28 protein-coding genes and 1 rRNA gene are annotated in these 25,273 nt (G+C 68.1%); 19 read left to right on the forward strand and 10 right to left on the reverse strand.

All coding sequences use genetic code 11. From position 1 onward, the window contains the following. The 8 genes from Q8Q71_RS10090 to Q8Q71_RS10125 form a co-directional block, all read left to right on the forward strand. A partial coding sequence (locus Q8Q71_RS10090) for a hypothetical protein (protein ID WP_305759461.1) occupies positions 1–181 on the forward strand: 181 nt, incomplete at its 5' end. 5 nt (positions 182–186) lie between these two features. Next, positions 187–342, forward strand: coding sequence for a hypothetical protein (locus Q8Q71_RS10095; protein WP_305759462.1), 156 nt, complete (start codon positions 187–189; stop codon positions 340–342). Then, on the forward strand, positions 339–620 hold the full coding sequence (locus tag Q8Q71_RS10100) for a hypothetical protein (RefSeq protein ID WP_305759463.1): 282 nt from the start codon (positions 339–341) through the stop codon (positions 618–620). The genes Q8Q71_RS10095 and Q8Q71_RS10100 overlap by 4 nt, the downstream gene beginning before the upstream one ends. After that, the gene (locus Q8Q71_RS10105) at positions 617–1,000 is read left to right on the forward strand and encodes a M15 family metallopeptidase (RefSeq protein WP_305759464.1); all 384 of its coding nucleotides are present in this window, start codon (positions 617–619) and stop codon (positions 998–1,000) included. The genes Q8Q71_RS10100 and Q8Q71_RS10105 overlap by 4 nt, the downstream gene beginning before the upstream one ends. After that, positions 997–1,458: a hypothetical protein gene (locus Q8Q71_RS10110; protein ID WP_305759465.1), complete on the forward strand. Its 462-nt coding sequence runs from the start codon at positions 997–999 to the stop codon at positions 1,456–1,458. The genes Q8Q71_RS10105 and Q8Q71_RS10110 overlap by 4 nt, the downstream gene beginning before the upstream one ends. A gap of 420 nt (positions 1,459–1,878) precedes the next feature. Then, positions 1,879–2,712 carry a flagellin gene (locus Q8Q71_RS10115; RefSeq protein WP_305759487.1) on the forward strand — a complete coding sequence of 278 codons (834 nt, stop codon included), beginning with the start codon at positions 1,879–1,881 and terminating at the stop codon, positions 2,710–2,712. A gap of 93 nt (positions 2,713–2,805) precedes the next feature. Then, positions 2,806–3,102 (forward strand): flagellar protein FlaG, encoded by a 297-nt coding sequence (locus tag Q8Q71_RS10120; RefSeq protein WP_305759466.1) that lies wholly within the window; start codon positions 2,806–2,808, stop codon positions 3,100–3,102. Between the two features lie 132 nt (positions 3,103–3,234). Beyond that, positions 3,235–4,068: a flagellin gene (locus Q8Q71_RS10125; protein ID WP_305759467.1), complete on the forward strand. Its 834-nt coding sequence runs from the start codon at positions 3,235–3,237 to the stop codon at positions 4,066–4,068. Here the strand turns inward: Q8Q71_RS10125 and Q8Q71_RS10130 are convergent. Then, entirely contained in the window at positions 4,065–4,193 is a 129-nt protein-coding gene (locus Q8Q71_RS10130; RefSeq protein ID WP_305759468.1) for a hypothetical protein, read from the reverse strand. The two genes, Q8Q71_RS10125 and Q8Q71_RS10130, sit on opposite strands and share 4 nt — an antisense overlap. A 137-nt stretch (positions 4,194–4,330) precedes the next feature. Here Q8Q71_RS10130 and Q8Q71_RS10135 point away from each other — a divergent pair, with 137 nt between their 5' ends. From Q8Q71_RS10135 to Q8Q71_RS10155, 5 genes are all read left to right on the forward strand, one after another. After that, positions 4,331–7,051 carry a transcriptional regulator gene (locus tag Q8Q71_RS10135; RefSeq protein ID WP_305759469.1) on the forward strand — a complete coding sequence of 907 codons (2,721 nt, stop codon included), beginning with the start codon at positions 4,331–4,333 and terminating at the stop codon, positions 7,049–7,051. Between the two features lie 76 nt (positions 7,052–7,127). Continuing rightward, positions 7,128–7,790, forward strand: a complete 663-nt coding sequence (locus Q8Q71_RS10140) for a hypothetical protein (protein ID WP_305759470.1) — start codon at positions 7,128–7,130, stop codon at positions 7,788–7,790. After that, positions 7,790–8,239 carry a hypothetical protein gene (locus tag Q8Q71_RS10145; RefSeq protein ID WP_305759471.1) on the forward strand — a complete coding sequence of 150 codons (450 nt, stop codon included), beginning with the start codon at positions 7,790–7,792 and terminating at the stop codon, positions 8,237–8,239. Before Q8Q71_RS10140 ends, Q8Q71_RS10145 begins: the two co-directional genes overlap by 1 nt. Before the next feature lie 155 nt (positions 8,240–8,394). Further along, a complete protein-coding gene (gene ssb / locus Q8Q71_RS10150; RefSeq protein WP_305759472.1) occupies positions 8,395–8,877 on the forward strand; it encodes a single-stranded DNA-binding protein in 483 nt (160 codons plus the stop codon). A 92-nt stretch (positions 8,878–8,969) separates the two neighbouring features. Beyond that, positions 8,970–9,872 (forward strand): DMT family transporter, encoded by a 903-nt coding sequence (locus Q8Q71_RS10155; RefSeq protein WP_305759473.1) that lies wholly within the window; start codon positions 8,970–8,972, stop codon positions 9,870–9,872. A gap of 61 nt (positions 9,873–9,933) precedes the next feature. On the opposite strand, the gene Q8Q71_RS10160 is transcribed toward Q8Q71_RS10155, so the two are convergent. Both Q8Q71_RS10160 and lspA read right to left on the reverse strand, forming a co-directional pair. Next, entirely contained in the window at positions 9,934–10,497 is a 564-nt protein-coding gene (locus Q8Q71_RS10160; RefSeq protein WP_305759474.1) for a DUF3035 domain-containing protein, read from the reverse strand. Between the two features lie 60 nt (positions 10,498–10,557). Beyond that, entirely contained in the window at positions 10,558–11,061 is a 504-nt protein-coding gene (lspA, locus tag Q8Q71_RS10165; protein ID WP_305759475.1) for a signal peptidase II, read from the reverse strand. A 162-nt stretch (positions 11,062–11,223) separates the two neighbouring features. On the opposite strand from lspA, the gene Q8Q71_RS10170 reads away from it, so the two are divergent. Beyond that, positions 11,224–12,480, forward strand: coding sequence for a cation:proton antiporter (locus Q8Q71_RS10170; RefSeq protein WP_305759476.1), 1,257 nt, complete (start codon positions 11,224–11,226; stop codon positions 12,478–12,480). A 162-nt stretch (positions 12,481–12,642) separates the two neighbouring features. Here the strand turns inward: Q8Q71_RS10170 and Q8Q71_RS10175 are convergent, their stop codons facing one another. Continuing rightward, positions 12,643–13,443 (reverse strand): PhoH family protein, encoded by an 801-nt coding sequence (locus tag Q8Q71_RS10175; RefSeq protein ID WP_305759488.1) that lies wholly within the window; start codon positions 13,441–13,443, stop codon positions 12,643–12,645. 289 nt (positions 13,444–13,732) lie between these two features. Between Q8Q71_RS10175 and Q8Q71_RS10180 the strand changes: the two genes are divergently transcribed. Further along, positions 13,733–14,266 (forward strand): gamma carbonic anhydrase family protein, encoded by a 534-nt coding sequence (locus tag Q8Q71_RS10180; protein ID WP_305759477.1) that lies wholly within the window; start codon positions 13,733–13,735, stop codon positions 14,264–14,266. On the opposite strand, the gene Q8Q71_RS10185 is transcribed toward Q8Q71_RS10180, so the two are convergent. Next, positions 14,257–14,406 (reverse strand): hypothetical protein, encoded by a 150-nt coding sequence (locus Q8Q71_RS10185; RefSeq protein WP_305759478.1) that lies wholly within the window; start codon positions 14,404–14,406, stop codon positions 14,257–14,259. The genes Q8Q71_RS10180 and Q8Q71_RS10185 overlap by 10 nt on opposite strands. 95 nt (positions 14,407–14,501) lie before the next feature. Further along, complete coding sequence (locus Q8Q71_RS10190) at positions 14,502–15,041, reverse strand: PAS domain-containing protein (protein WP_305759479.1); 540 nt, start codon at positions 15,039–15,041, stop codon at positions 14,502–14,504. Between the two features lie 152 nt (positions 15,042–15,193). Here Q8Q71_RS10190 and Q8Q71_RS10195 point away from each other — a divergent pair, with 152 nt between their 5' ends. Further along, positions 15,194–16,072 (forward strand): hypothetical protein, encoded by an 879-nt coding sequence (locus Q8Q71_RS10195; protein WP_305759480.1) that lies wholly within the window; start codon positions 15,194–15,196, stop codon positions 16,070–16,072. A 126-nt stretch (positions 16,073–16,198) separates the two neighbouring features. Here the strand turns inward: Q8Q71_RS10195 and Q8Q71_RS10200 are convergent, their stop codons facing one another. The 4 genes from Q8Q71_RS10200 to hfaA form a co-directional block, all read right to left on the reverse strand. Then, on the reverse strand, positions 16,199–19,051 hold the full coding sequence (locus Q8Q71_RS10200) for a pitrilysin family protein (protein WP_305759481.1): 2,853 nt from the start codon (positions 19,049–19,051) through the stop codon (positions 16,199–16,201). Between the two features lie 137 nt (positions 19,052–19,188). Then, positions 19,189–20,400 carry a holdfast anchor protein HfaD gene (hfaD, locus tag Q8Q71_RS10205; RefSeq protein WP_305759482.1) on the reverse strand — a complete coding sequence of 404 codons (1,212 nt, stop codon included), beginning with the start codon at positions 20,398–20,400 and terminating at the stop codon, positions 19,189–19,191. Then, positions 20,360–21,376: a holdfast anchoring protein HfaB gene (gene hfaB, locus Q8Q71_RS10210; RefSeq protein WP_305759483.1), complete on the reverse strand. Its 1,017-nt coding sequence runs from the start codon at positions 21,374–21,376 to the stop codon at positions 20,360–20,362. Before hfaB ends, hfaD begins: the two co-directional genes overlap by 41 nt. Continuing rightward, on the reverse strand, positions 21,373–21,810 hold the full coding sequence (gene hfaA / locus Q8Q71_RS10215; RefSeq protein WP_305759484.1) for a holdfast anchoring protein HfaA: 438 nt from the start codon (positions 21,808–21,810) through the stop codon (positions 21,373–21,375). The genes hfaB and hfaA overlap by 4 nt, the downstream gene beginning before the upstream one ends. Positions 21,811–21,937: 127 nt before the next feature. Here hfaA and Q8Q71_RS10220 point away from each other — a divergent pair, with 127 nt between their 5' ends. From Q8Q71_RS10220 to Q8Q71_RS10230, 3 genes are all read left to right on the forward strand, one after another. Then, positions 21,938–22,627, forward strand: a complete 690-nt coding sequence (locus tag Q8Q71_RS10220; RefSeq protein ID WP_305759485.1) for a rhomboid family intramembrane serine protease — start codon at positions 21,938–21,940, stop codon at positions 22,625–22,627. Positions 22,628–22,675: 48 nt separating this feature from the next. Then, positions 22,676–23,101, forward strand: a complete 426-nt coding sequence (locus Q8Q71_RS10225) for a CBS domain-containing protein (RefSeq protein WP_305759486.1) — start codon at positions 22,676–22,678, stop codon at positions 23,099–23,101. A gap of 815 nt (positions 23,102–23,916) precedes the next feature. Beyond that, positions 23,917–25,273 (forward strand): 16S ribosomal RNA (locus tag Q8Q71_RS10230); the annotation flags it as partial.

Genomic DNA, 25,273 nt, shown 5'->3' on the forward strand with positions numbered 1-25,273 from the left:
CCTGCATTGGTCCGGCGGCGGAGGAGGCGGCGGCGGCGCGACAGGGTCCGGAGCCGGGCGCGCGGGGGCCGGGGGAGGCGCTGCGGGCGGCGGGGGCGGGGGCGGCGGAGCCGGCGTTTCGGCCGGCGGCGAAGGCGGGGCCGGAGCCGCGGGCGCGGTCTGGCTGATCGCCCTCGGATGATCGCCATGACCCGCTCCCGCCAACGCCCCGATCCCGGGCTCCTGGACGACGAGCTCTGGGAGCAGCCGCCCCGGCTGAGCGACGCCGATCTTTTCACCCACGCCAATCCGGGCTGGCGGCGCAACGCCTGCCCCACCGACGATCCGGAGGACGATAGATGAACGCTGATTCCAACGAAGGCGCGCCGCCGCCGGCCCTCGCCGAGGGCCGATGGCTGTGGCGTCGCACCTATGTGTTCGCCACCACGGGCGGAGCCTGGCTGTTGCTGGACCGGCTGATCGCGGCGACGCCGCCGGACGCCGCGCCGAGGCTGGCGCAATGTCTGATGGCCCTGCTGGCCCTCACCCTGGTGCTGTATCTGGTGGCGCCGACCGCGCAGCAACTGATCGCCACCCTGGCCTTGCTGCGCCCCTCCCGCGGCGGGGAGGACCGGCCATGAGCTTTCGCCTGTCCCAGCGCTCGCTCCAGCGGCTGGCGGGCCTGCACCCGCGGCTGGTCGCCCTGGTGAAGGAGGCCGCCGCCCTGACGCCGGTCGACTTCATGGTCACCGAGGGGCTGCGCACGCCGGAACGGCAGGCCGCCCTGGTGCGGGCCGGGGCCAGCCGGACGAAACGCTCGCGCCACCTGACCGGCCACGCGGTCGATGTGGCGGCGGTGGTGGACGGGCAGGTCCGGTGGGACTGGCCGCTCTATCCGCGCATCGCCGCGGCGTTCAAGGCGGCGGCCGCCCGGCAGGGCACGGCCATCGTCTGGGGCGGCGACTGGCCGACCCTGCGCGACGGCCCGCATTTCGAACTGGATCGCAAGGCGTTCCCGTGAAGACGTTTGACATCCTTCGCGCCCTGACGCCGCTCGGCCGGGGCCTGGCCGTCGCCGCCGCGCTCGCCGCGGCGCTGGCGCTCGGCCATGGCCTCGGGCTGCGCTGGGATCCGTTCAACCTGGCGGGCCGCCGGCTCGCGGCCGCGGAGGGACGGGCGGCGGCGGCCGAATCCGACGCCGTCGCCCGCCGCCTCGAGCTCGAAGGCGGCGTGGAGCAGACCCGCCGCATCGACATCCAACATCAACAGGCCGTCTCGGTCGCCCGGGCGACCGACCGCGCCGCCGACCAGGCAAGGAACGCCCATGACGCCTCACTCCCGCTGGACCCCGCTCGCGCCGCTCGCCTGCGCGAGCATGATCGCCGGCTGTGCGATCTCGCCCCCGCCGTCTGCGGCCCCGCCCCGGCTGACCCTGCCCCGGGCGGCGACGACGCCGTGCCGGCTGGACCGGCTGCCTGAGGGTGCGACCCAGGCCGACCTGGAGGCGTCCTACGCCGCGCGGGGAGGGGCCCTTGTCCTGTGCGACGCCGCCCGGAGCCTGGCGGTCGAAACCCTGCTGGCCGAACGCGCCCTGCTGGACCGATGGATCGAACCGCCGCGCCGCCGACGGTCATGGTCGCCCCGCCGAGGGCCCTGACCGAAGGCGGCGCCGCGCGCCGCAGGCACAAAGTGCAGGGCGACCGGGCAATTCTTGCCGTCCGCCCGGCACATCTTGCCGGGCTCCGGACGTGCTTAACAGGAACTAACGCAGCAAAAACAACGATCGGCGATCTGGCATGTTGGTTTGGCGACTGGTCCCGTCCTTGCTGCGACACAGCCGAGCAAAATGCTCCCGGCAGCCAAAACGGCGTCGGACACCTTGAAACAAGGACTATCGTCATGGCGCTGAACAGCGTTAACACGAACGTGGGCGCGCAAATCGCCCTCCAGGCCCTGCAAGTCACGAACAACGAACTTGCCACGGTCCAAAACCGCATCAACACCGGCAAGAACGTCTCGTCCGCCAAGGACAACGGCGCCATCTTCGCCATCGCCCAGGGCCAGCGCGCTGAAATCGGCGCCCTGAATGCCGTCAAGGACAGTCTGAACCGGGGCCAATCGGCCGTGGACGTCAGCCTGGCCGCGGGTGAATCGGTCGCCGACCTGCTCGCTCAGCTGAAGGAAAAGGCTCTGTCCGCCACGGACTCCAGCCTGACCACCTCGGCCCGTTCGGCCTTGAACGAAGACTTCAAGGCCATTCGCGACCAGATCGCCACCGTGGTTGCGAACGCCGAGTTCAACGGCGTCAACCTGATCGACAACTCGACCACGACCAATGGCTTCAAGGCCCTGTCCAACACCGGCGGTTCGACCATCAAGGTGGCGGGTGAAGACCTGTCCCTGGGCGGCGCGAACGTGACGGTCGCGGCCTCGACCACCATCGGCACCGCGACGCTGGCCACGACCGCCCTTGGTCTGGTCAACGCCTCGATCGACAAGGTTTCGGCTTCCCTGGCTCGCCTGGGCACCGGCTCCAAGTCGTTCTCGACCCACCTGACCTTCGTCGGCAAGCTCCAGGACGCCCTGGAAACCGGCGTGGGCAACCTGGTCGACGCCGACCTGGCCAAGGAAAGCGCCCGGCTGCAGGCTCTGCAAACCAAGCAACAGCTGGGTGTGCAGGCGCTGTCGATCGCCAACTCCTCGACCTCCATCCTGCTCGGACTGTTCCGCTAAGGATCGACCGGAAGGGCGGGGCCTCGCGGCTCCGCCCGACCGATCCAGTCCCTTTGAAGGGGAGCCGCCGGTTCAACGCCGTCGGAAGGAGACATGAACCCCAATGCGAAGATAAGTCCCGTCGCCGTCCTCACCTCGGCCGCAGTCGGCGCCGCGAGCGGATCCTCCGCCAGCGGCGATTTTCACGACTCCCGCTTCATGGAGGAGGCCGAGCGTACAGCCCGCTATCGCCTGGTGATCGAGGAGGGGCCACAGGCCGGCTCCTTCATCTACAAGACCCTGGACCGGGTCACGGGCGAGGTCGTCAAACAACTGCCCCGCGAACAGGTCGTCGATCTGATGCGGACCGCCCAGTACAGCGCCGGTTCGGTGATCGACACCAAGGCCTGACGAGCGCGCAGTTCCCGCCCCATCCGCCGCGCAGGAGCGATCCGCGCGGTTAAAGCACGTGGTTATCGCGCGTTAACCATGTGTGCACGGTTCGCCCTCTAGCCTCGTGGAAATATCACAGGGCTGAGTCGGATGACGAATAGCGTCCATACCAATGTTTCCGCCGCCATCGCGCTGCAGAACCTGACCCGCACCAACGACCGGTTGGGCGATGTCCAGAGCCGCATCTCGACAGGCCTGAAGGTTCAGGGGGCCAAGGACAACGCGGCCATCTGGGCCATCGCCCAGGGACAGCGGGCGGATGTCGGGGCGCTGAGCGCGGTGAAGCAAAGCCTCGACCGGGCGACCTCCATCGGCGACGTGGCCCTGTCCGCCGGGGAATCGGTTTCCGACCTGCTGAACCAGCTCAAGGAAAAGGTCATCGCGGCGAAGGACAGCTCGCTGAAGACCCAGTCCCGGGAACTGCTCAACGCCGACTTCCAGGCGTTGCTGAAGGCCATAGGCTCGCAGATCGCCAACGCCTCCTTCGACGGGGCGAACCTGCTGAACGGATCGCTGACCACGGGGATCAAATTCCTCGCCAACGCCGACGCCAGCGGCTTCGTCACCCTCTCCTCCAAGGATCTGTCGCTCGGCGGGGCCATTATCGAACTGTCGCTTTCGGACAGCCTGCTGTCCCTGACGGGCGCGACCCAGGCACTCACCCGGCTGGACGCCTCGATCACCCAACTGAACGCGTCGCTGGGCGCGATCGGGGCGGAGGCGAAGCAAATCCAAGCTCACAACACCTTCGTCACCAAGCTGATCGACACCCTCGAATCCGGCATCGGCAACCTGGTGGACGCCGACCTGGCCAAGGAGAGCGCGCGGCTCCAAGCGCTGCAGGTTCAACAACAGCTCGGCGCCCAGTCGCTGTCGATCGCCAACCAGGCGCCGCAGATCATCCTGTCCCTGTTCCAGAACTAGGCTGGACGGCGCGCTCCGGCCGGGCCGATCTGAACGGGAGCGGGGCGCCGCCGCAGGGCGGTGCGCGAGCCGAGGCCGTACAGGGAAAGCAAGGATTTCAGTGCATTGACGAAGGCGGTCAGCATAGCGTCCTCCTCATCCGGCGCGCCCTAAACGAGCGCGTCCGACCATTGTTCCCTGAGTCGCCTCCGAAGTCGCTCCGCAGGCGGACGTTAAGGCCTCGTTACGCTCGCGGCCTCACACTGACGGACAGGAGCCGTCGGTGATCAACAACAGCTATCTTCTGGGACTCTTCGGGGGTTCGACGGTCGATACGACGTCGTATTCGACGACCAACGCCCTGGCGGCGGCGAAGAAGCAACCGACGCCCCCGTGGTCGACCTCGGCAGTCGCTCCCAAGGCCGACGCCATGGTGCGGGCGGCCCTGGGCGGGCGGGCCTTCATCAATGAGGACGCGGCCAGGCTGGACGTCAAGTCCGCTTCCGCCGACTACCGCAAGCTGTTCGCCCTGTATCAGGGGCTCGATACGTTGAACGCCCTGGCCAACCGCGCCGCCGCCAAGGGAGTCAGCGCGCTTGAGCTGAGCCAGCTGAACAAGCGATTCGCCGCCGGCGTCAGCGAGGTCGGATCGTGGCTGTCGTCGGCCGACTTCGACGGCGTGCGCATGGTCCAGGGCACGGCCTCAGCGATCAGCAAGACGAGCGCGGGCGTGGCTCGCGACAGCGCCGTCTCGGTCACGGCCCCCATCCACGAAGGCTCGCCGGACACGGTCAGCCCGGCCTTCGCCGGCGCGGTGGCGTTCGACATCTCGATCCGGCGGACGACCGGCACGACGACGGTGTCGATCGATCTCGCCGAGATGGGGGCCACGCCCCGGACGCTGACGGCGGTGCTGGGTCACATCAACGGCAAGCTGGAGGCGGCGGGGGTGACCACCCGGCTGGGCCGCGAACAGGTCAAGGCCGAACCGAAGACGATCACGTCCGGCGGCAAGACCATCACCCTGTCGCCGGGCGCCGACAAATGGGCGCTGGTGGTGCGGGGCGATTCGACCGAGACCGTGGGCTTCGCCGCGACGGAACGGGCCGACGCCGTCTATGTGGTGCAGGGCGCCGGCACGGGCGGCGGTCATCAGCTGCTGAAGTTCCAGACGGATCTTGGCGGGGCCCCGCCCGCGGCGGTCGCCCGGCCCGGCGAGACGCAGTGGGTCGAGGGCCGCGCCGGCCAGACCGCGCTGCCGCCAGGCGTCGAAACCGTGCGCGCCAGCGCCGCGGGCCCGGACGGCTCGTTGTGGCTGGTCGCCGATCTGGACGCCGGCCCGGCCAACCAGCCGATCAAGGGGCAACGCGACGTCGCCCTGATCAAGGTGGACTCCGCCGGACGCGTGGTTTCGACCCAGGCGTTGGGCGCGGCCTCCACCGCCAGCGGCTATGCGATCGCCGTCGACGCCCAGGGTCGTGTCGCCGTCGCCGGCTCGGTGACCGGCGCGCTGGAACCCGGCAAGAGCGGCGATGTCGCCGCCGTCGCCGACAGCTTCGTGACCGTCTTCGACGCCGAAGGCGTGGAGGTCTGGACCCAGCGCCGGGGCGCGCGGGCGGCCGACGAGGCCACATCCGTCAGCTTCGGGCCCAACGGCACGGTCTATGTCGGCGGTCGTTCGCAGGGATCGATCCCGGGGGCGGCGGGGCAGGGCGGATGGGACGGCTATGTCCAGGCCTTCAGCGAAAGCCAGGCCCACATCTATGCGCCCGTGATTTCCGTTGCGGCCGGCGCAGCCCAGTTCGGAACGGCGGCCGAGGACGGGGTCGGCGCCATCGCCGTGGACGGGTCCAACCTGTATTCCGCGGGTGTGGAGGACGGCCGGCTGGTCGTGCGCCAGTTCACCCTGGACGTCGCCGGCAAGCCGACCCTTGCCGCGACCCGCGACCTGGGCGAGGCCAGCGGCGAGGTCGCCGGACTGGCGGTGTCGGGCGGCCGGGTGATCCTGACCGGGACCACCCGCAACGGTTCCCTGGATATCGGCACGGTCAACACCGCCCATCACGGCGGGACCGACGCCTTCGTCGCCGTGATCGAGGGCGATCTCGCGACCTCGGCCAATGACCGGCTGACCTATGTCGGCGCCGCGGGCGACGACACGGCCGCCGACGTCAAGGTGGTCGCGGGCAAGGTCTGGATCTCCGGGGTGGCCGACCGTGCGCTCGCGGCCGATGAGGACGATCCCACCCAGGCCTTTCTCGCGCGACTGGACGCGGACACCGGCGCCGTGGAATGGCGCCGGGACTGGCAGGGCGATGGACAGCAAGCCGCCCCCCTGACCCTCGCCGTGGCCTCGAACGGGGCCAGCGTGCTGGATCGGCTGGGTTTGCCGCAGGGAGAAATCGATCAGAGCCAGTCCAAACTGCTGACCGTCGCGACCTCGGCGCGGGTCGGCGACCGGTTCTATGTCTCTCCAGCGGACGGCGGCCGGGCCGTGGCCGTCACCCTCGACGCCCGCGACACCCTTCAGACCCTGGCCCGCAAGATCGAGCAGGCCTCGAACCGCAAGCTCAAGGTGACGATCGCTTCGGAAGGCGGTGTAGCCGGCAAGCATGGGGAGACGCCGGTGTCGCGGTTCGGCGGGTTCCAGCGACTGTCGATCACGGCGCGGGACGGCCAGACGGGGGCGGTTCTGACCGCCGGCGAACCGGGTCGCGACGCCCTGGCGGGGCTGGGCCTGTCGCAAGGCTATGTCGGCGCGACCAGCGGCGACGACACCCTTCGCACCTTCGGCCTCGGCCTGCCGCGCAGCCTGAACCTCGCCGACCCGGCGGCGGTCAAGGCGTCGGGGGAGCGGCTGCAGGCGGCGATGAAGGCGGTTCGCGACGCCTATCGGGCGTTGGCCCCCCAGACGACCCAGGCCGGCGCCAGCGGACCCGTGCCCGCCTATCTGACGGCGCAACTCGCCAACTACCAGGCGGCGCTGTCCCGGCTCGGCGGATAGCGGCGATCCCCACGAAGGACGTTGACGGCGAAGGCCCCGGCGGGGTTATTGGGTTCTCCAGCCGCGCGAGCCATCCATGCCCCAGGACAATCGTCTTCTCATCGCGATCGGCGCCGGCCTGGCGGTCGTCGCGGCCGTCGTGATCGCCCTGGTCGTCAGCGGCGGTCGGGACAAGAGTCCTGCGCCGCCGCCCGCCGCCCAGGGCGGCCTGACCGTCGACGTCGCCGACGCGCCGGAACTGAACACCACCCGGGAGTTGCGCTGCTTCGTCGACGGTCAGTTCATCGGCATGGCGACGCTGACCGATTGCGCCCGGCGCAACGGCCTGGCGACCGACGCCCTGGACGTGGGCATCGACGAGACGGGGGCTCTGGCCGCCGCGCCGACGGCTGCCTTCGCCCCGCCGCCCAGCGCGCCGCCCACGGAACTGACCGAGGCTGAGCTGGCCCCGCCCGAGGCCGAACCGGCCCAGGCTCCGGTCCAGGCCGCGGCCGGAAGCGCCTGTCTGCGGCATACGGGATCGGACTGGCGGTCGCTGTCCTCGAACATGAGCCTGAACGCCTGCGTCCAGGCGCTCTATTCCGGCACCTGCGTCCGGCCCGGAGAGGCCCTGTACGGCCGCTGGGGCGACACCACGCTCCGGCTCGTGCCGCGGCGGGTCGAGCAGTCGGCCGACAACAACCGCTTCCGGACCCTGGTCGAACAGGACCGGAGCTGCCGGTTCCCGGGATTGCGCTGATGAAAGTCTTGACCATCGCCATCGTCGGCGCGGGCCTACTGGGGCTCGCCGGGTGCCAGAAATCGACCGAGGCCCCGTTCGACGAGGGCGTCTGCTACGCCGTCGAGGCCGGCGCCGGGGACGAGGCGCCCCGGTTCAACAAGGTGGCCGACAACCAGCCCCAGATCGAGTTCTGCGCGGCGCGGCTGGAGGAGGTGCGTCTGCGCTTCCTGCGCATGGGCGGCAGCCGCCAGGAGATCGTCGGCTCCTACCAGGGCCAGTTCATCTTCATCGACCGCGCCGGGGTGTGGATATCGCAGACCCTCGAGGGGTCGCGGTTCATCCTGCTGGCGCGGACCGGCGACGGACGGCTGGCCATTCCCGGCGCCATCCAGCGGGCGATCGACGGCACGCCGGTGGCCGTGTCGACCAATCCCGAGCCGGACCCGACCGCGCCGCCCGCGCCCTAGACGAAGCAGAACAAACGTGGAACAACGCGTTCCTGTGGATGGCGGCGACAAACCGGACCCCGCGGGGGCCGAAAGCGCGCTAGGCCCGGACGACAGACAACCCGGCCCCGAACGGCGCGAAGCGCGGCGGGCCTGAACGAAGAAGGAGCTCGGCGATGGCGGGCAGCGTCAACAAGGTCATTCTGGTCGGCAACCTGGGCAAGGACCCGGAGATCCGCACCCTCAATTCGGGCGAGCGGGTCGCCAATCTGTCGGTCGCCACGTCCGAGCAGTGGCGCGACAAGGCCACGGGCGAGCGCAAGGAAAAGACCGAGTGGCACCGGGTGGTCATCTTCAACGACAACATCATCAAGGTCGCTGAAAACTATCTGAAAAAAGGCTCGACGGTTTACATCGAGGGCACGCTGGCGACCCGCAAATGGACCGACGCCCAGGGCGTCGAGAAGTATTCGACCGAGGTCGTGGTCAACAAGTTCAAGGGCGAGCTGACCATGCTGGGCGGACGCGGCGACGGCGCCCCGGGCGGGGCCTCGCGGGGCGGCGACGACGACTATTCCTCGGGCTTCTCCACCGGCGGGGCCAACAAGCCCAGCGGCCCCAGGGAAAGCTACGACCTGAACGACGACATTCCGTTCTAGGATGGCCGTCGCCCCGCGCGGACGGCGGCGACGAAACGGTCGGTTACCGGCTTTGACGCGCGCGCCCGCTTCGGCCGTGCGATAGCTTTCCGGTGATCCCCGACAAGCCGCACAGCCCGCTCTCTCCGGTCGAGATCGCCGCCATCGTTGCGGTGGTGGTGATCTGGGGCGTCAACAACGCCGCCGCCAAACAGGCGACCGAGACCCTGTCGCCCTTGCTGGCGGGCGCGTTGCGGTTCGCCATCGCGGCGGCGTGCCTGATCCCGTTCGTGCGGCCGCCGTTCCCCAACTGGAAAAGCCTGCTGTTCATCGTCGTCCTGGGCGGACCCATCCACTACGGCCTGATCTATCTGGCCTTCTGGCTGGCGCAGGACGTCAGCCCGGTCTCGGTGGCGGCGCAGCTTTGGGTCCCGTTCACGGCCCTGTTCGCCTTCCTGCTGCTCGGCGAGCGGCTGTCGCGGCTGGCCCTGGCCGGGATGGCCGTGGCCTTCATAGGCGTGGCCTGGATGGCGCTGGACCCTCACGCCCTCGCCGACTGGAAGGGAATCCTGGCCGGCGTCGCGGCGGCCGGAGCCTGGGCCCTGACCACGGTGGTGGCGCGGCGCACCAGCTCGATCCCGCCGTTGAAGATGCAGGGCCTGCTGGCGCTGGTCGCCCTGCCGTCCCTGGCCTTCGCCTCGGCGGCGTTCGAGCGGGGCCAGTGGGAGGCGGTGCAACGCGCCGACGCCCTGGTCTGGGCCTGCATGATCTGGGCCGGGCTGGTGTCGTCTGTGCTGGCCACCACCCTGGTCTTCTGGCTGGTGCAGAAGCGCGAGGCGGGCCGGGTGACGCCCTATCTGCTGGCCACGCCGGTGGTGTCGATTCTGATCGGCTGGGGTTTCATGGGCGATGTGCTGACGCCGCAGATACTGACCGGCGCGGCCCTGACCATGGGCGGCGTCGCCATCGTGGCCCTGGCCGAGCGGGGCCTCAGGGCCGGGGCCGCCAGGGCCTGACGCAGAAAAAAGGCCCGGGCGTTTCCGCACCCGGGCCCCTCTCATCCGATGGATGCGAACCCTACAGGCCCGGCAGCTTGAAGCCGGTGTCGCGGCGGGGCGCGATGGTGATGCCGTTGCGGCCGCCGGTCAGGGCCTGGACCCGGGCGTATTCGCTGGCGGCGTCGACGGTGACGGCGCCGTCGGCGGTCTGGGTGACGGTCGGCCCCTGGGTCGAGGCGTCGTCGCGGCGCCAGAACATGATGCGGTTGGCCCAACCCTCTTCCTTGTGAGCCAGGTCGCCGAACTCGTCGTCGACGACGTAGCGCGCCAGCGGGTCGGCGCGGTCGCCGCCGGCCTGGGCGACCAGTTGCTGCTCGCCGGGCGACCGGGTCACGGCCTGGCGCTGGCCCAGCAGGATCTGGCGGGCGGCGGACTCGGGAGCCAGCTCCTGCGGCCGCGGCTGGCCGGGCGCGGGCGGGCGCAGGCCATATTCCGGCGGCACGGTCAGGGGGGCCGTGGAGACGGTCAGGAACTCGTCCGGCGTGACCTTGGTCAGGCCGATTCCCTGGCGAACGCTGGAGCAGGCGCCGAGCGCGAGAAGCGAGACGCTGAGGGTCAGGACGGCGGCGGTGCGAAGGCGCATGTTCAAATCCGTGCGGGGCGCCGACGAGGCGCGCGCGTAAACCCTGTAGGAAGCGGCTGATTACGACTTTTCGGCGGCGACGCCAACCTTGGCCGCCCGTTCCGACAGCAGGCTGTCGAGGATGAGCAGGACCACACCGATATTGATGGCGGCGTCGGCGACGTTGAACACCCAGGGAAAGCCGGTCCCGGAGAAGTCCAGGAAATCGATCACGAAGCCGAAACGGATGCGGTCGATGACGTTGCCCAGCGCGCCGCCCATGACCAGGCCGATGGCGGTGATCAGCAGGCGGCGGTCGGCCTTCATGGCCCACCAGCCGAGGATGCCGGATACCGCGATCGCGAACAGGCTGAGCCACCAGCGCCCGGAACCGTCGCCGAACAGGCCGAAGCTGACCCCGCGGTTCTCGACCCAGGTCAGGTTGAAGATCGGCGGCCAGACCTCGATCTGCCTCAGTTCGCGCAGGTCCAGGCCGCCCAGCACCCAGGCCTTGGTCAACTGGTCGAGGACGATGACGCACAGGGCGAAGCCGTAGGCGGCGTAGGCGATGCGGGGGATTTTCATTCGGGTCGCTGAAAAGTGAAGGGCGTCCGGTTAGCAGCCCCCGCGCCGCGCGCGAAGGGGCAATCGTGTCACGGGGGCGCGGCGGGTTGCCCGGACGGAGCCTGGACGCCAATTGAGAGGGCTTCCGACGCAGGAAGCCCCCGCCACGTCCGAGGAGCGCCGATGCCGCATGCCGACAGCCTGATTCTCACCCTGGTCGGCGGCTTCGTGCTGGCCTTCGTGTTCGGCATGTTGGCCAACCGGCTGAAGCTGTCGCCCCTGGTGGGCTATCTGGTGGCGGGGATCGCCGTGGGCCCGCACACCATCGGCTTCGTGGCCGATGACGAACTGGCGCCGCAACTGGCCGAGATCGGCGTCATCCTGCTGATGTTCGGCGTGGGGCTGCATTTCTCGCTGGCCGACCTGATGAAGGTTCGAAAGATCGCCATCCCCGGGGCCCTCGTCCAGATCGCGGCGGCGACGGGGCTGGGCTGGGGCCTGGGCCGGCTGATGGGCATGAGCCACCTCGAGGCGACCCTGACGGGGTTCGCCCTGTCGGTCGCCTCGACCGTGGTGCTGTTGCGGGCGCTGGAGGAGCGCAAACAGGTCAAGGGACCGGTCGGCCGTCTCGCCATGGGCTGGCTGATCGTCGAGGATCTGGTCATCGTCGTCGCCCTTGTCATCCTGCCGCTGCTGGTCATCCAGCCCGGCGAGACGCTGGACGGCATGGACCTGGCGCGATCCATCGGCTGGACCCTGTTCAAGGTGGCGGGCTTCACCGGTGTGATGCTGGTCGTCGGCCCCCGGGTCCTGCCGTGGTTGCTGGTGCGCATCGCCCATACCCGGTCGCGGGAGCTGTTCACCCTCGGCGTCCTGGCCATCGCCCTTGGCATCGCCTGGATCGCCTGGCAGCTGTTCCACTCCTTCGCCCTCGGGGCCTTCCTCGCCGGCCTGGTGCTCAACAGTTCGCCGCTCGGCCACAACGCGGCCGAACGCTCCCTGCCGCTGCGCGACGCCTTCGCGGTGCTGTTCTTCGTCTCGGTCGGCATGCTGTTCGACCCGACCATCCTTGTTCGCGAGCCGCTGGCCGTTCTGGGCGTGCTGGGCATCGTCATTGTCGGCAAGTCGATCGCCGCCCTGGCTATCACGACCGCCTTCAAACTGGACAAGGCGACCAGCCTGACCGTCGCCGCCGCCCTGGCCCAGATCGGCGAGTTCTCCTTCATCCTCGCGGCCCTGAGCGTCCAGCTGGGCGGCATGCGGCAGGAAACGCACGACCTGATCCTGGCCGCGGCCCTGCTGTCGATCTCGCTGAATCCGTTCGTCTTCGCCCTGATCGACCGCATGGGCGCCCGGCCGAAACCGCCGGCCGGCGGTTCGGTCGAGGGGCTGGCGCTCGCAAGGGAAAAGGCCGCCGCGGCGAACCCCGCGACGGCCTGATCCGTCTTTCCGGTCTACGACCGAAGTCTGGCGCAGCGGCCCGTCAGACTGCCCGGACGATGTCGAGCGCCATCCTGTCCCGGAACTGAAAGTGCCCGAAGTGTGCGAAATGTCCCACGAATTTTCGCAGAACCCGGACAATTCGGCCCGGCGCGTCCCCCGTCACAGCACCCCGATCATGCTCGCCACCAGCGGGTGGCGGACGATGTCCTGTTCGGCCAGCTTCACCACGGCGATGTTCGGCACCGGCGCCAGCCGCTCGGCGATGTCCGACAGGCCCGAAATGCCCGGCAGAAGGTCGGATTGCTGCGGATCGCCCGTAACCACCATGGTCGAATGCCAGCCCAGCCGGGTCAGCAGCATCTTCAGCTGCACATAGGTGCAGTTCTGGGCCTCGTCGACCACGATGAAGGCGTTGTTGAGGGTGCGGCCCCGCATGTAGCCGATGGGGGCGATCTCGATCAGCCCCTCGGCCATCAGCGCCTTGACCCGCTTCATGCTGAGCCGATCCGACAGGGCGTCGTAGAGGGGCCGCAGATAGGGGGCCAGCTTGTCCTCCATGTCGCCGGGCAGGAAGCCGATCGATTCCCCGGCCTCGACAGCGGGACGGCTCAGGACGATGCGGCCGATCTTGCCCGCTTCCAGTGCTTCCACGGCCTTGGCGACGGCCAGATAGGTCTTGCCCGTGCCTGCCGGCCCGAGGGCCAGGACCATGTTGTGATTGTCGATCGCCGTCATCAGCTCGGCCTGGCCGTCCGACTTGGGCTTGAGCGTCTTCAGATAGGCCTGGTCGCGGTCGTCGTTGGACGGGTAGGGCGACCAGCCGCCATGGCCGGCGTGAGTCGGCAGGCGGCGTACCTTGGAATCCTCCATGAACTGACGGGAATCGAGCACCCCGTGGTCACGGGATGTCTCGCGGGTCTGACGCTTGATGGCCGCACGCTTGGTCATGGACGCCTCCAGGGCATGAAAAAAGGCGATGCCGAAAAAGCATCGCCTCGAACGAACAGGGGGAGGTGGGAGACAGGGGATGCGACGCATCCGCCCGGGTCGGAGGAAGGATCGACTTCCAGCGGAATCGTCCGCCGAACCGAACGCACCACGCGCGCACTCCAAGGCCTGACCGGACCGGGCTTGATCCGGTTTCCGATCCGGGGCCGAAATGACGGCCTCGAATCGCATCTACACTATGATGCTAGCGTGGTTTACGAGAGCTTAAAGCCCACGATTGTTGAGAAACGGCGGTGTTCTGATGAATGTTTACAGCCTCGGCGACAAGAAACCGCAGCTTCCGCCGGAAGGCGAATACTGGCTGGCTCCGAACGCGATTCTGGTAGGAGACGTGATTCTCAAACCGGGCGCCAGCGTCTGGTTCGGAGCCGTCCTGCGGGGCGACAATGACCCGATCACCATAGGCCGCGACACCAATATCCAGGACGGCAGCGTGCTGCATTCCGACCCCGGCGAACCCCTGACCATCGGCGACGGGGTGACGGTCGGGCACATGGTCATGCTGCACAGCTGCGAGATCGGCGACAACACCCTGATCGGCATCGGCGCGGTTGTTCTGGGGCGGGCGAAGATCGGGAAGAACTGCCTGATCGGCGCCAACACCCTGATCACCGAGGGCAAGGTGATTCCCGACAACAGCCTGGTCATGGGTCAGCCGGGCAAGATCGTGCGCGAGCTGGAGCCTGGCCAGATTCAGGCGCTGAAGGCTTCCGCCGCCCACTACGTCCAGAACTGGAAGCGGTATGGGCGCGACCTGAGACCGAATCAGGCCTGATCCGGCCCGCGACCGCCGTCAGAAGCGCCGATGGCCGGTTCCATCCGTGCGCGGCCGCAGTGGTAGCAGACTTCCGCCTGGCGGCGTTCGGACCACATGTAGCTGTGGCGGCACACCATGCGCTTGATACGCTTCAGCATCGGGGTCGGTCCCGCGGTCGCTCGCCCCCGCGAACCCGGGCTTCCAAACGCCGCGGGCGTGATTGGGCTCCCCATAATTCGTCGTTCCCGGCCGATCAGGCGATGCGGCGGCCGCCGACGGCGGCGAGGGCCAGGGGCGGGCGGGCCGCTTCGCCCACGCCGATGGAGACCCGGGCGGTCAGCAGCCGCGGCTCGTCGGCGGCGAGGCTGAGGGTGGCGACCGGGGCATAGAGCCCGAGGATGCGGTCGGCGTCGCCGGACGGACTGCGGAAGGGGACGAGGACGATTTCGATCTGGGCCGACAGGGTCCCGGCCAGGGCTGCGATCACGACGGGCCGGGCCTCGCGGATCGTCTGGGTCACGGCGGCGGCCACCAGGGGCTGCGAGGCGGCGCGCCACAAAGACAGCAGGGCGCAGTCCTTCAGAGGTTCGCCATGAAAGGCCTCGATCCAGCTGCCGGCGAGGCGAACGACGGCGTCCTCGCCGGCGCGTTCGGCGATGAAGACACGCGGCAGGCGAAGGCCCAGGGCGTCCGGCTCGAGCGCCACGCGCTCGGGAATCCCGGCCCGCACGGCGGCGTGGCGGGACAGGCCCGTCCAGTGGTCGATCAGGAACTGCGTGTCAGGATGGAACATCGGCTTGGCCTCTGGCGGCCTCGACGCAAGGCCCGGGCCTGTGACGGCGTCCGGTGGAAGGCAACGGAAACGAAAGGCTTTTGCGGTTCAGATGCAGGCTGGAGCGGCCCGCGCCTTGCCGGGACCGCGCAGACTTAACTGGAGGTCGGCCCATGAGGGTGCGGATCATGACCTGGCTGACGGCGCTGGCGGGCTTCGTCGCCCTGACGGCGTTCGCCGACAAGGCCGCGGCGCAATGCGGACCGGTGTGCCCTCCGCCCCCCCCGCCGTGCTGCGAGCCGCCGCCTCCTCCGCCGCCGCCGCCGCCTCCGCCGCCGCCCTGCTGCGAGAATCCCCCTCCGCCCCCCTGCTGCGGCGGAGGCGGGAACCTGAACGTCAACGTGAACGTCAACGCCAATGCGAACGCCAACGCGGGAGCCCGGGCGGGGCTGAACGCCCGCGCCGGGGGCAGCGTCTTCGTCAGCGGCGGGGGATCGGCCTATGTGACGGTCGACCAGCCCTATCCCACCACCATCAACGGACTGAACGTCGAGGGCGCGCGGGTCCGCCAGGTCATTCGCGTGCCCTATGAGGCGCGCCGTCGGTGGGAGAAGCGGGTGGTCATCCGCGCCTTCTGCATCGACGATCGCAATGTGCCCCACCCGGCCTCGCAGGTGCGTCCCGACAGGGACGTGGATAGCGATTACGAGGGCGAACTGTATCGCTGTCTGGCGGGAACCTGGCTTCAGATCACCTGGGCGGAATACCAGGGAGACGTCGACTTCGGCCACGGCGAAACCATGGACTGCCGCAAGGGCGAGGCCCTGTGGCACGGCCGCGGCGGCCGGATCGAGTGCAAGGCCCAGCGGGCGGAGCGGGAATGCAACGAGCGTTCACTGCTGCGTCGCTACGGCGCCGGCGTGAAGGTCCTCGTCTGGGTCCGCGAGGAAATCTACACCGAATACCGCGAGGAAGTCGTCGAACAGGCCGGCATGGCCGTATCCGGCGCCATGATCACGCTGGACGGCGGCGTCGGCGGGCGGGTTTTCTGACGCCAGTCTGAACACTGGCGTTCAGCGCCGGGTCAGGCGCGCCGGCGCAGGGTCCGGAGCGTCGACTCCGTCGACATCCTGAGAAGCAGACTGCCCCGGCCCGCAAGGACCGGGGCCTTTTTTCGTCTATTGGCCGGGGGCCTGAGACGAGACGACGACGGCGCGCCAGGCCGCGTCGGCGCGCAGATACCGGCGCGCCAGGGCCTGGATATCGCCCGGTGTGATGGCTTCCAGATCGGTGATGTGGGTCAGCGTCTGCTGGACGTCGTCCGGCCGCTCCGCCACGTCGGCCAGTTGCCCCAGCCAGTATTCGTTGCCGGCCTGACTGCGGCGCAGCGATTCGATCACCGGCAGGCGGGCGCGGTTCAGCTCATCCTCCTCGACCGGCGCGTCGCGCAGGGAGGCGGTGATCGCCTCCACCGCGGTATAGAAGGCGTCCAGCTTGTCCGCCGCCGTTTCGGCCGAGATGGAGATCGAGCCGTAGTCCTCGTAGATGTCCGAGGAACTGGCCCTGACGGCGGGCGAATAGGCCAAGGCCTGGCGCTCGCGGATTTCTTCGAGGACCCGCAGCTTGAGCACCTCCGCCAGGATCGCGGCGCGTCGCGCATCGGTGCGATCGCCGACGGCGTCGATGGTCGGCCAGGCGATATAGGCCAGCGCCTGTTCAGCCGGACCGGTGTGGGTCAATCGGACCGGTTCGGTCGTGGGGCCGGGAAAGCGCAGTTCGGTCGCGCCCGGCGCCGGCCGGGCGTCCGGGCCGCGCGGGGGCAGGGCGCCGAGGGTCGGAGCCACGGCGGCGATGGCGTCCTCGATGGTCACGTCGCCCACCACGATCACGTCGATCGGGCCGCTGGCCAGGCCGCTGGTGACGCCGGTGCGCAGGTCCTCGATGGTCCAGCTCGCGACCTCCTCGGCTGTCGGCAGGGATTCGCGCTTGTCGCCGCTGGCCAGAAGGCCCGAGCCCTGGATGTTGAACGCGCCGCCGGGCGTGGCCATCAGCTGGGCGATCTGTTGCGGGAAGACGGACTTGACCAACTGCAGCGGCGCAGGACGCAGGCCTGCGTCTGTCAGGTAGGCGGTGAGGACCTGCATCTGCAGCGCCAGGTCCTCGGGCCGGGTGGCGCCCTGGAACTGGTAGCTGTCGCCGCCGACGGAGAAACCGGCTGAATAGATCCGGCCGTTCAGGGTGCGGCTCAGTTCGTCGAAAGTCAGCCGGCCGAGGCCGCCCGGCGGCACCATGGCCTGGGCGAGCAGCTGGGGATCGGAGCGGTCGGGGCTGAGTCCGCGCTCGCCGATGCCGGTGCGGACGCTGACCAGAATCTGCTCGTCGCGGAAGGTGGTCGGCTTGACCGTCAGCCGCACGCCGTTGGCGAAGGTCACGACGGTCGCGCCCACCTCGGCGATTTCGCGACGGTCCTGGACGACGCCCGGGTCGCCAAAGCTGGCGTAGGGCCAGTCGATCTCGGCCTGGGCCGCGGGGGCGGCCACCGGAACCTGACGCGAGGCCTCCAGCGCGGCGGTGACGGCCGCTTCGCCGCCCTCGATCTCGACCGGCGTGATCAGGAGCGCCAGCGGGCCTTCGCCCTCGAACACCGGCTTCACCGCCTCGCTGACCTGGGCGGCGGTCAACCCTTCGACGGCGGCGTTGAACAGGTCGAGGCTGGTCTGTGGCGAGATGAAGACCTCGTCCTCGTTGACTGCATTGACGAGGACGGCGGCGAGCTGGGGGGTCCGCCGCGTGGCCGCGCCGGCGACGGCGTTCTCGAGCGAGGCGCGGATGGTGGTGATCTCGCGCTGGAGTTCGACATCCGAGACGCCGTACTGAACGAGGCGACGCTGTTCCTGCTCGATCGCTTCAAGGGCGCGCCTCCATTCGCCGGGGGCGAACTGCGCGGAGACGGAGCCGATATCCAGACTGTCGACCAGCGCGCCCTCGCCGCCGCCGGCGGTCGAGAACGGCGGATTGTCGGCGCGGGCCATTTCGCCCAGACGACGGTTCAGGACGGCCACGCCGAGACCGCGCAGCAGATCTTCCCGGCGTTCCGCGAACGTGTCCGGATCGCGGTCGGGATTGCGAATCCAGTTCAGCTGGATCGAGGACTGGATGCCGGGCTCGACCAGAATGCGGGTTTCCGGCTCGCGCGGCGCGACCGTGCCGAGATCGGGCTCCGGACCGTCGGCGGCGCGGGGTCGCCAGCTTTCGAAGGCGCCCCGGATTTTGGCCTCCATCGCCTCGACGTCGAAGTCGCCGACCGCGATGAAGGTCGCGCGGGAGGGGCGGTAGTAGGCGCTGTAGAACTCCACGAACCGGTCGCGCGGCGCGCTGCGGATGATGTTCAGGTCGCCGATCGGCAGGCGTTGCGACACGCGCTGGCCCGGCGCCAGCAAGGCCAGCTGGGCCTTGATCGAGCGCAGTCCGGGAGTGTTGCGCAGTCGCTCTTCGCCCTCGATGACCCCGCGCTCGGCGTCGATGGCCTCGGCGGCCATCAGGGCCTCGGACACCTGTTCGCGCATGATGCGAAGGCTGGCGTCGACGGTCTCGTCGTTGGTGCGCGGCAGCTCCAGCATATAGACGGTCTGGTCGAACCCGGTGGAGGCGTTGGTGTCGGCCCCGAAGGCCAGGCCAAGCCGTTCGAGGATGCGCAGCAGATCGTTCTCGGGGATGTTGGTCGTGCCGTTGAACGCCATGTGCTCCATGAAGTGGGCCAGGCCCAGCTGATCCTCGGTCTCCATCAGCGAACCGGCGTCGAGACGCAGGCGGAAGGACGCCTGTCCCGGCGGGGTGGCGTTGCGCATGATGGCGTACCGCATGCCGTTGGGCATGACCCCGAAACGGACATCGGCGTCCGCGGGAATATCGCTGGCGGCCTGGGCCCATGGATCCGAGGGCTGGGCCTGGGTCTGGCCGAGGGCCGGCGAAGCCGCGGTCAAAACAGCGACGGAGGCCGCGGCGAGCAGAAGCAGACGGGCGGTGCGCATTCTCGATCTCTTTCCGAAAGACGCTACCGCTCCCGGATCGGGGCCGCGCCGGACATTGGGAAGGACCGCGATACGCCTGTCGCCGAGCCCCGTTCAACCTTTCGGCGACGGGGCAGGGGGGCTCAAGTTACCGAAGATTAATCTCCGGACCGCGAGACGTAGAAGCTGGCGGAATTGCCGACCGCATTGGCTCCGGTGATCACGGAGCGGTTCGAACCGGCGACGGTGGTGTTGGCCACGGCGGACACGTCGCCCGAATTGGTCTGGGCGTTGGCGGCCTGCAGATAACCCTCGCATTCGGAGCAGGCATAGCCGGTGACGCTGTTGCCGACGGCGTCGGCGCCGACGGAGACATCATAGCCGTTGGTCCCGGAGAAGGTGGCGATCACGTCCACGCCGCCCGAGTTGAACTGGCTGTTGTCGATCTCGACGTAGATGTCGTTGTTGCCGACCGATAGTTCGTTGGCCGCCCCCCGGGCATAGGCTTCGGCGGCGCCGTAGTCATAGGCGGTGGTGAGGGCCGAGGCGCGCACGAAGCTCGAGTTCCGCTGGTCCGAGGCGTTCACGACCGAACCGCCCTCATTGTACAGCACCGCCTGGTTGGCGGTGGCGCGGGCGCGGGCGGCCAGATCCCAGGCGTTGCCCGCGTTGGCGCTGGCCTCGGACTCGATGAAGGCGCCGAACGAGCGCTGCGCGATGCTGAGATCCTGGCCCGAGGTATTGTCGCTGTTGACCGCGATGGCGTTGACGATGGCCTGGCTGGTCACGCTGGCCTCAGCCGGGATGTACTGGCTCTCGATCCGGCCGAAGGAGCGGACGATGGCGGAAGATGACTGGTCGATCGTCCCGCCGACGACCGAGGTCTGGCCGTACAGGGCCACGGTGTTGGAAATGGCCGAGGCGCCCACGGCGGCGCCGGCGTGCAGGCGGGCGTTGCTGTCGCCGACCTCGGTGGTGGCGCTGATCAGGCCGTCGTCGGTCGTCTGGGTCGCGTCGAGCGTGAGGGCGGCGTCATAGGCGCTGACCGCCAGATAGTTGCCGCCAGCCTGGGTCGTGGCGTTGACCTCGCCGTAAGTGTCGCCGCCCAGGGTGATGTCGGTGGTGGCGACGGCGTCGCCCCGCATGTCCTGGTTCGACTGGACGGTGATCGAGCCGTTCTCGACGGCGCCGGAGGCGCTGTTGCCCTGGGCCGAGGTTTCGACCGTCACCTGGTCCTGCGAATCGACCACGTTCAGCGTCTGCCCGGCGAAAACGTCGCCCAGTTGCAGTTGCTGGTTCAGGACGATCGTGCCGTCCTGGGCCGCGGCCTCAGTAGCGGCCGCGGCGCACAGCGCCGTCGCGGCGATCATGCCAGCGAGACGGATCCGCTCGTGTTGCGCCATTGTTCGTGTCCGTGTTGGGGTAAGCCGGATAGAAGCCGCCGGTGGGGCCGACGGCGCCGCCCAGCGGATCCGGGCCGGCCGACAGGCAGACCTCGGGGCCGGGCGCGCCATACAGATTGGCCATGAATTCGACCGTCGCCCGCTCGATCAGGGCGCGCACCGCCAGCTGGACAGGCTCCAGCCCGCCCTCGCCGGCCGAGATGTCGAACACGTTGCCGTTCAGGAAGTCGAACACCCCGGCCGAGATTTCCCGGCCGATGATCTGCTTCTGGTAGGAGACGACATCGACCACCTCCAGCGTGGTGGTCTGGACCAGCCGCAGGTCGATGGCGATGTTCATCACATAGGCCTTGCCGGCGAAGGCCGTCGACAGCGGAGTCTGGCTGCTGGCCTGGCCCGCGGCCATGTCGAACCCGCCCGAGCGAATATTGTAGTTCACCTCGGTGATGCCGCCGACGATGTAGAAGTCGGAGCCCGGCACCTGGCCGGCCAGGATGCGGCGGTACTGGATGTCGTCGGCGCCGCCCGGGCCCTCGTCGCCGATCAGGCGGTTGTTGGCGTAGCGCAGCTCCAGCTCGGACACCGAAGTGTCGTAGCGCTCGACAATCCGGGCGCCGGACTTGGCGAGCGCCGTGGTCGCCATGAGCGAGGCGCCGCCGGTGACCTGACGGCCGCCATCGGCCGAGACCGTGCCGGTGTAATCGGCGATCCGGCCCATCGCGATCCTCGGCGAGGGCAGATTGTAGCGGCGCGCATAGTCGGCCATGCAGTAGAGGGCCGCGGAGTAGGGGGTCGGATTGGCGGTCACCGGCGCATCGCCGATAGGCGTCGCATACAGGCCCCGCGGCCCCGCCGAGGCCGAGATACAGCCGCTCAGCAGCGCCGCCGCGGCGCAGGCGACGCCGGCGGAGCGGATGCGCCGCGAAATGGAGCCTGCGCTCATGGGAGCCTCAGAGTGCCGTTCAGGGTGGTTCCGGCAGTGACATCGCCGTTGTTGACCTGGCTGGAGTTGACGATGACCGTATTGTGGTTGCCCTGCACCACCACGTTCAGGCTGTTGCCGATCGCGGTTGAACCGCCGATCGTCGTGCCGCCGGTCCCGCCCGCGCCGCTGAAGCTCGAGGAGACTCCGCCGGTGGCGCTGGAATAGGTGCTGGCCCCGGCCTGGATGATGCCGTCGACGATCAGGCGGTTGCCGTTCGCGTCGCGGGTCGAGCCGGTCTGGGACCGGGCGGTGCTGTAGCGCGAGGCTCCGTAGCCGGCCTGGTAGCCGCCGAGACCGGACGATCCCGCCGACTGGGCCGCGGCGACGGCGGGGAGGGCGAAAGATAGGGCGAGAACGACGAGGGTTGGCAACGCCTTCATCCGGACGGTCATGGCGGGCGGCTCCACGCAAACATGGTTTACGGGCCGGCAAGGACCCTGCGCGCCAATCTGGATCATGGTTATTAAGAAGCGCTTGCCATGATGACCTTTGCGCCGGCTACGGCGCTTTAGCTAACCGGTGGAGCCTCCCCTGAGCGACCAGCCTCCTCCCGACCGGATTCTGAACGCGCCTGCCGTCGCGGTGCTGGTCGCCGCGTCGATGCCGGCGCTGTACTGGTTCCAGGAACAATTGCCGGACGGGGGCCTGTCGCTGGCTTTCCGGCCCTCGTCCTTGTGGGACGGGTATTGGTGGCCCGGAATCCTGACCTCGATGTTCATCCATGAGAACTGGACGCACGTGGCGATGAACGCCGTCGGGGCCCTGGCGTTCGGTCCGCCCGTCGCGCGCCTGGTGGGCGGGACGAAAGGCGTCGTCGGCTTTCTGCTCTTCTATATAGCATGCGGACTGGTGGCCGCGGCCGGCTACGGCCTGGTTCATCCGGACAGTTTCGGTGCGCTGGTCGGCGCCTCGGGAGCGGTGTTCGGCCTGATGGGCGGCGCGATCCGGCTGCTGGGCCGCCGGGACGGCTGTCTGCGCGCCCTGACCGATCGCCGCTTCCTGACGACGGCGGCGGCGATCATGGGCGTCAACGCGGTGGTGGGCCTGCTCGGACTCGCCCCGGGCATGCAGGGCGCCCAGATCGCCTGGGAGGCGCACGCGTTCGGCTTTGTCTGCGGCGCCTTGCTGATCGGGCCCTGGACGAAGGCGTTCGGCCCGTCGCGCGAGGCATTTGATTCGCCGCCCGAACTGCGCGACCCTGAGGCCTGAAGCGGCCGGTCCGCGGCCGCGCTCTGATACAGAGAGGGAGGAGCCGCGATGCTGGTCGCCGAAATTCTCAAGGACAAGGGCGACGCCGTCTACGCCATCGGGCCCGACCTGACCCTGGCCGAGGCCTGCGGTGAGCTGGATCGCCTGCGTGTCGGCGCCCTGATGGTCTGCCGGAACGACAAGGTCGTCGGCGTGCTGTCCGAGCGCGACGTGGTCCGGGGAGTGGCGCGCGATGGGCAGGCGGCGCTGGGTCGTCCGGTGTCCGCCTTCATGACCGCCGAGGTCGTCTTCGCCGCGCCGGGCGAGACCGTGGCGATTCTGATGGGCCGGATGACCGATCGGCGTATCCGCCATTTGCCGGTCCTGCGCGACGGGCGGCTGGCCGGAGTCGTCTCGATCGGGGACGTGGTCAAATGCCAGATCGCCGAGGCCACCCAGGAAGCGGAATCCCTGCGTACATATATAGCGGGCTGACCCGGACGGATTACGGCCACGGTCCGGCGACCGGGATTCCGCGAGAAAGTTCGGGAATCCGTCGGATTCAGGTTGCGGACAAAACGGCCCCTGCGTATATCGCCGCCTCGCTCGGAAACGGGCCGGCCGCCGGGGCCACGGAGACGAAAGCCTCCAGGGTCCCTCGGGAAGAAAGTCGCGAAAGCGGGTTGCTTCCTTAAGGGTGTTCGGTTAGGTTCCGCGCTCCAATCGAATCGTCGGTAACGAAACAGAGGCGAGCCTCTCGGGCTTTCCGCGCGGTTTTTTGCGGCTTGAGGGCCTTGGTCTTCTTCTCCCGCGAAATGGCTGAAAGGCCCGGTTGACACGGAGAATGGCTCTCTCTAGACAGCCGCCTCCGCTGCCCTCCGGGGCGGGTTCGCAGACAGAGGTTCTTCTTTAAAAAGAACCACTTGACGCGGAAAAATGAGACGCTAAACAGCGCCTCCCTCGCCTCCGGGCGGGACTACTGGAAAGAGGTTGTTCCCCGGAATAACCGCTTGACACGGAATAGCGAGGCGACTACATCGCCGCCTCCGCCGTCACCGGGCGTTAAACGGTGGGGCCGGTCAGCCGGCTTCTACGGTCTTTGAAATCGTTGATCTGGAAAGAGAAACGCAGGCGGCGGTGTCCTAGCGATAGTCCTTCGGGACTGTCTATCGACACTGACATCTGCGGTCTTTTTGAAAAGACACCATGACGTCGCTCTTCGGAGAGACGTTCGTGGGATCTCGTCAATAATACGTAGAACTAATGCCAAATCGGATTTCGGTCCGATCTGCTTAGGTCAGAAGTCAACTCAACCTGAGAGTTTGATCCTGGCTCAGAGCGAACGCTGGCGGCAGGCCTAACACATGCAAGTCGAACGAACTCTTCGGAGTTAGTGGCGGACGGGTGAGTAACACGTGGGAACGTGCCTTTAGGTTCGGAATAGCTCCTGGAAACGGGTGGTAATGCCGAATGTGCCCTTCGGGGGAAAGATTTATCGCCTTTAGAGCGGCCCGCGTCTGATTAGCTAGTTGGTGGGGTAATGGCCCACCAAGGCTACGATCAGTAGCTGGTCTGAGAGGATGACCAGCCACATTGGGACTGAGACACGGCCCAAACTCCTACGGGAGGCAGCAGTGGGGAATCTTGCGCAATGGGCGAAAGCCTGACGCAGCCATGCCGCGTGTATGATGAAGGTCTTAGGATTGTAAAATACTTTCACCGGTGAAGATAATGACTGTAGCCGGAGAAGAAGCCCCGGCTAACTTCGTGCCAGCAGCCGCGGTAATACGAAGGGGGCTAGCGTTGCTCGGAATTACTGGGCGTAAAGGGAGCGTAGGCGGACATTTAAGTCAGAGGTGAAATCCCGGAGCTTAACTTCGGAACTGCCTTTGATACTGGGTGTCTTGAGTGTGAGAGAGGTATGTGGAACTCCGAGTGTAGAGGTGAAATTCGTAGATATTCGGAAGAACACCAGTGGCGAAGGCGACATACTGGCTCATTGCTGACGCTGAGGCTCGAAAGCGTGGGGAGCAAACAGGATTAGATACCCTGGTAGTCCACGCCGTAAACGATGATTGCTAGTTGTCGGGAAGTTTACTTCTCGGTGACGCAGCTAACGCATTAAGCAATCCGCCTGGGGAGTACGGTCGCAAGATTAAAACTCAAAGGAATTGACGGGGGCCCGCACAAGCGGTGGAGCATGTGGTTTAATTCGAAGCAACGCGCAGAACCTTACCACCTTTTGACATGCCTGGACCGCCAGAGAGATCTGGCTTTCCCTTCGGGGACTAGGACACAGGTGCTGCATGGCTGTCGTCAGCTCGTGTCGTGAGATGTTGGGTTAAGTCCCGCAACGAGCGCAACCCTCGCCATTAGTTGCCATCATTTAGTTGGGAACTCTAATGGGACTGCCGGTGCTAAGCCGGAGGAAGGTGGGGATGACGTCAAGTCCTCATGGCCCTTACAGGGTGGGCTACACACGTGCTACAATGGCGACTACAGAGGGTTAATCCTTAAAAGTCGTCTCAGTTCGGATTGTCCTCTGCAACTCGAGGGCATGAAGTTGGAATCGCTAGTAATCGCGGATCAGCATGCCGCGGTGAATACGTTCCCGGGCCTTGTACACACCGCCCGTCACACCATGGGAGTTGGTTCTACCCGAAGGCG

The organism is Brevundimonas sp. (assembly GCF_030704825.1).
Taxonomy (GTDB): domain Bacteria; phylum Pseudomonadota; class Alphaproteobacteria; order Caulobacterales; family Caulobacteraceae; genus Brevundimonas.

Bases quoted from the DNA above. Each gene is read 5' to 3' on its own strand.
- Q8Q71_RS10095 (WP_305759462.1), top strand. From the start codon at position 187: ATGACCCGCTCCCGCCAACGCCCCGATCCCGGGCTCCTGGACGACGAG.
- Q8Q71_RS10100 (WP_305759463.1), top strand. From the start codon at position 339: ATGAACGCTGATTCCAACGAAGGCGCGCCGCCGCCGGCCCTCGCCGAG.
- Q8Q71_RS10105 (WP_305759464.1), top strand. From the start codon at position 617: ATGAGCTTTCGCCTGTCCCAGCGCTCGCTCCAGCGGCTGGCGGGCCTG.
- Q8Q71_RS10115 (WP_305759487.1), top strand. From the start codon at position 1,879: ATGGCGCTGAACAGCGTTAACACGAACGTGGGCGCGCAAATCGCCCTC.
- Q8Q71_RS10120 (WP_305759466.1), top strand. From the start codon at position 2,806: ATGAACCCCAATGCGAAGATAAGTCCCGTCGCCGTCCTCACCTCGGCC.
- Q8Q71_RS10125 (WP_305759467.1), top strand. From the start codon at position 3,235: ATGACGAATAGCGTCCATACCAATGTTTCCGCCGCCATCGCGCTGCAG.
- Q8Q71_RS10130 (WP_305759468.1), bottom strand. From the start codon at position 4,193: ATGCTGACCGCCTTCGTCAATGCACTGAAATCCTTGCTTTCCCTGTAC.
- Q8Q71_RS10140 (WP_305759470.1), top strand. From the start codon at position 7,128: ATGCCCCAGGACAATCGTCTTCTCATCGCGATCGGCGCCGGCCTGGCG.
- Q8Q71_RS10145 (WP_305759471.1), top strand. From the start codon at position 7,790: ATGAAAGTCTTGACCATCGCCATCGTCGGCGCGGGCCTACTGGGGCTC.
- ssb (WP_305759472.1), top strand. From the start codon at position 8,395: ATGGCGGGCAGCGTCAACAAGGTCATTCTGGTCGGCAACCTGGGCAAG.
- Q8Q71_RS10160 (WP_305759474.1), bottom strand. From the start codon at position 10,497: ATGCGCCTTCGCACCGCCGCCGTCCTGACCCTCAGCGTCTCGCTTCTC.
- lspA (WP_305759475.1), bottom strand. From the start codon at position 11,061: ATGAAAATCCCCCGCATCGCCTACGCCGCCTACGGCTTCGCCCTGTGC.
- Q8Q71_RS10170 (WP_305759476.1), top strand. From the start codon at position 11,224: ATGCCGCATGCCGACAGCCTGATTCTCACCCTGGTCGGCGGCTTCGTG.
- Q8Q71_RS10180 (WP_305759477.1), top strand. From the start codon at position 13,733: ATGAATGTTTACAGCCTCGGCGACAAGAAACCGCAGCTTCCGCCGGAA.
- Q8Q71_RS10185 (WP_305759478.1), bottom strand. From the start codon at position 14,406: ATGCTGAAGCGTATCAAGCGCATGGTGTGCCGCCACAGCTACATGTGG.
- Q8Q71_RS10190 (WP_305759479.1), bottom strand. From the start codon at position 15,041: ATGTTCCATCCTGACACGCAGTTCCTGATCGACCACTGGACGGGCCTG.
- Q8Q71_RS10195 (WP_305759480.1), top strand. From the start codon at position 15,194: ATGAGGGTGCGGATCATGACCTGGCTGACGGCGCTGGCGGGCTTCGTC.
- Q8Q71_RS10200 (WP_305759481.1), bottom strand. From the start codon at position 19,051: ATGCGCACCGCCCGTCTGCTTCTGCTCGCCGCGGCCTCCGTCGCTGTT.
- hfaD (WP_305759482.1), bottom strand. From the start codon at position 20,400: ATGATCGCCGCGACGGCGCTGTGCGCCGCGGCCGCTACTGAGGCCGCG.
- hfaB (WP_305759483.1), bottom strand. From the start codon at position 21,376: ATGAGCGCAGGCTCCATTTCGCGGCGCATCCGCTCCGCCGGCGTCGCC.
- hfaA (WP_305759484.1), bottom strand. From the start codon at position 21,810: ATGACCGTCCGGATGAAGGCGTTGCCAACCCTCGTCGTTCTCGCCCTA.
- Q8Q71_RS10225 (WP_305759486.1), top strand. From the start codon at position 22,676: ATGCTGGTCGCCGAAATTCTCAAGGACAAGGGCGACGCCGTCTACGCC.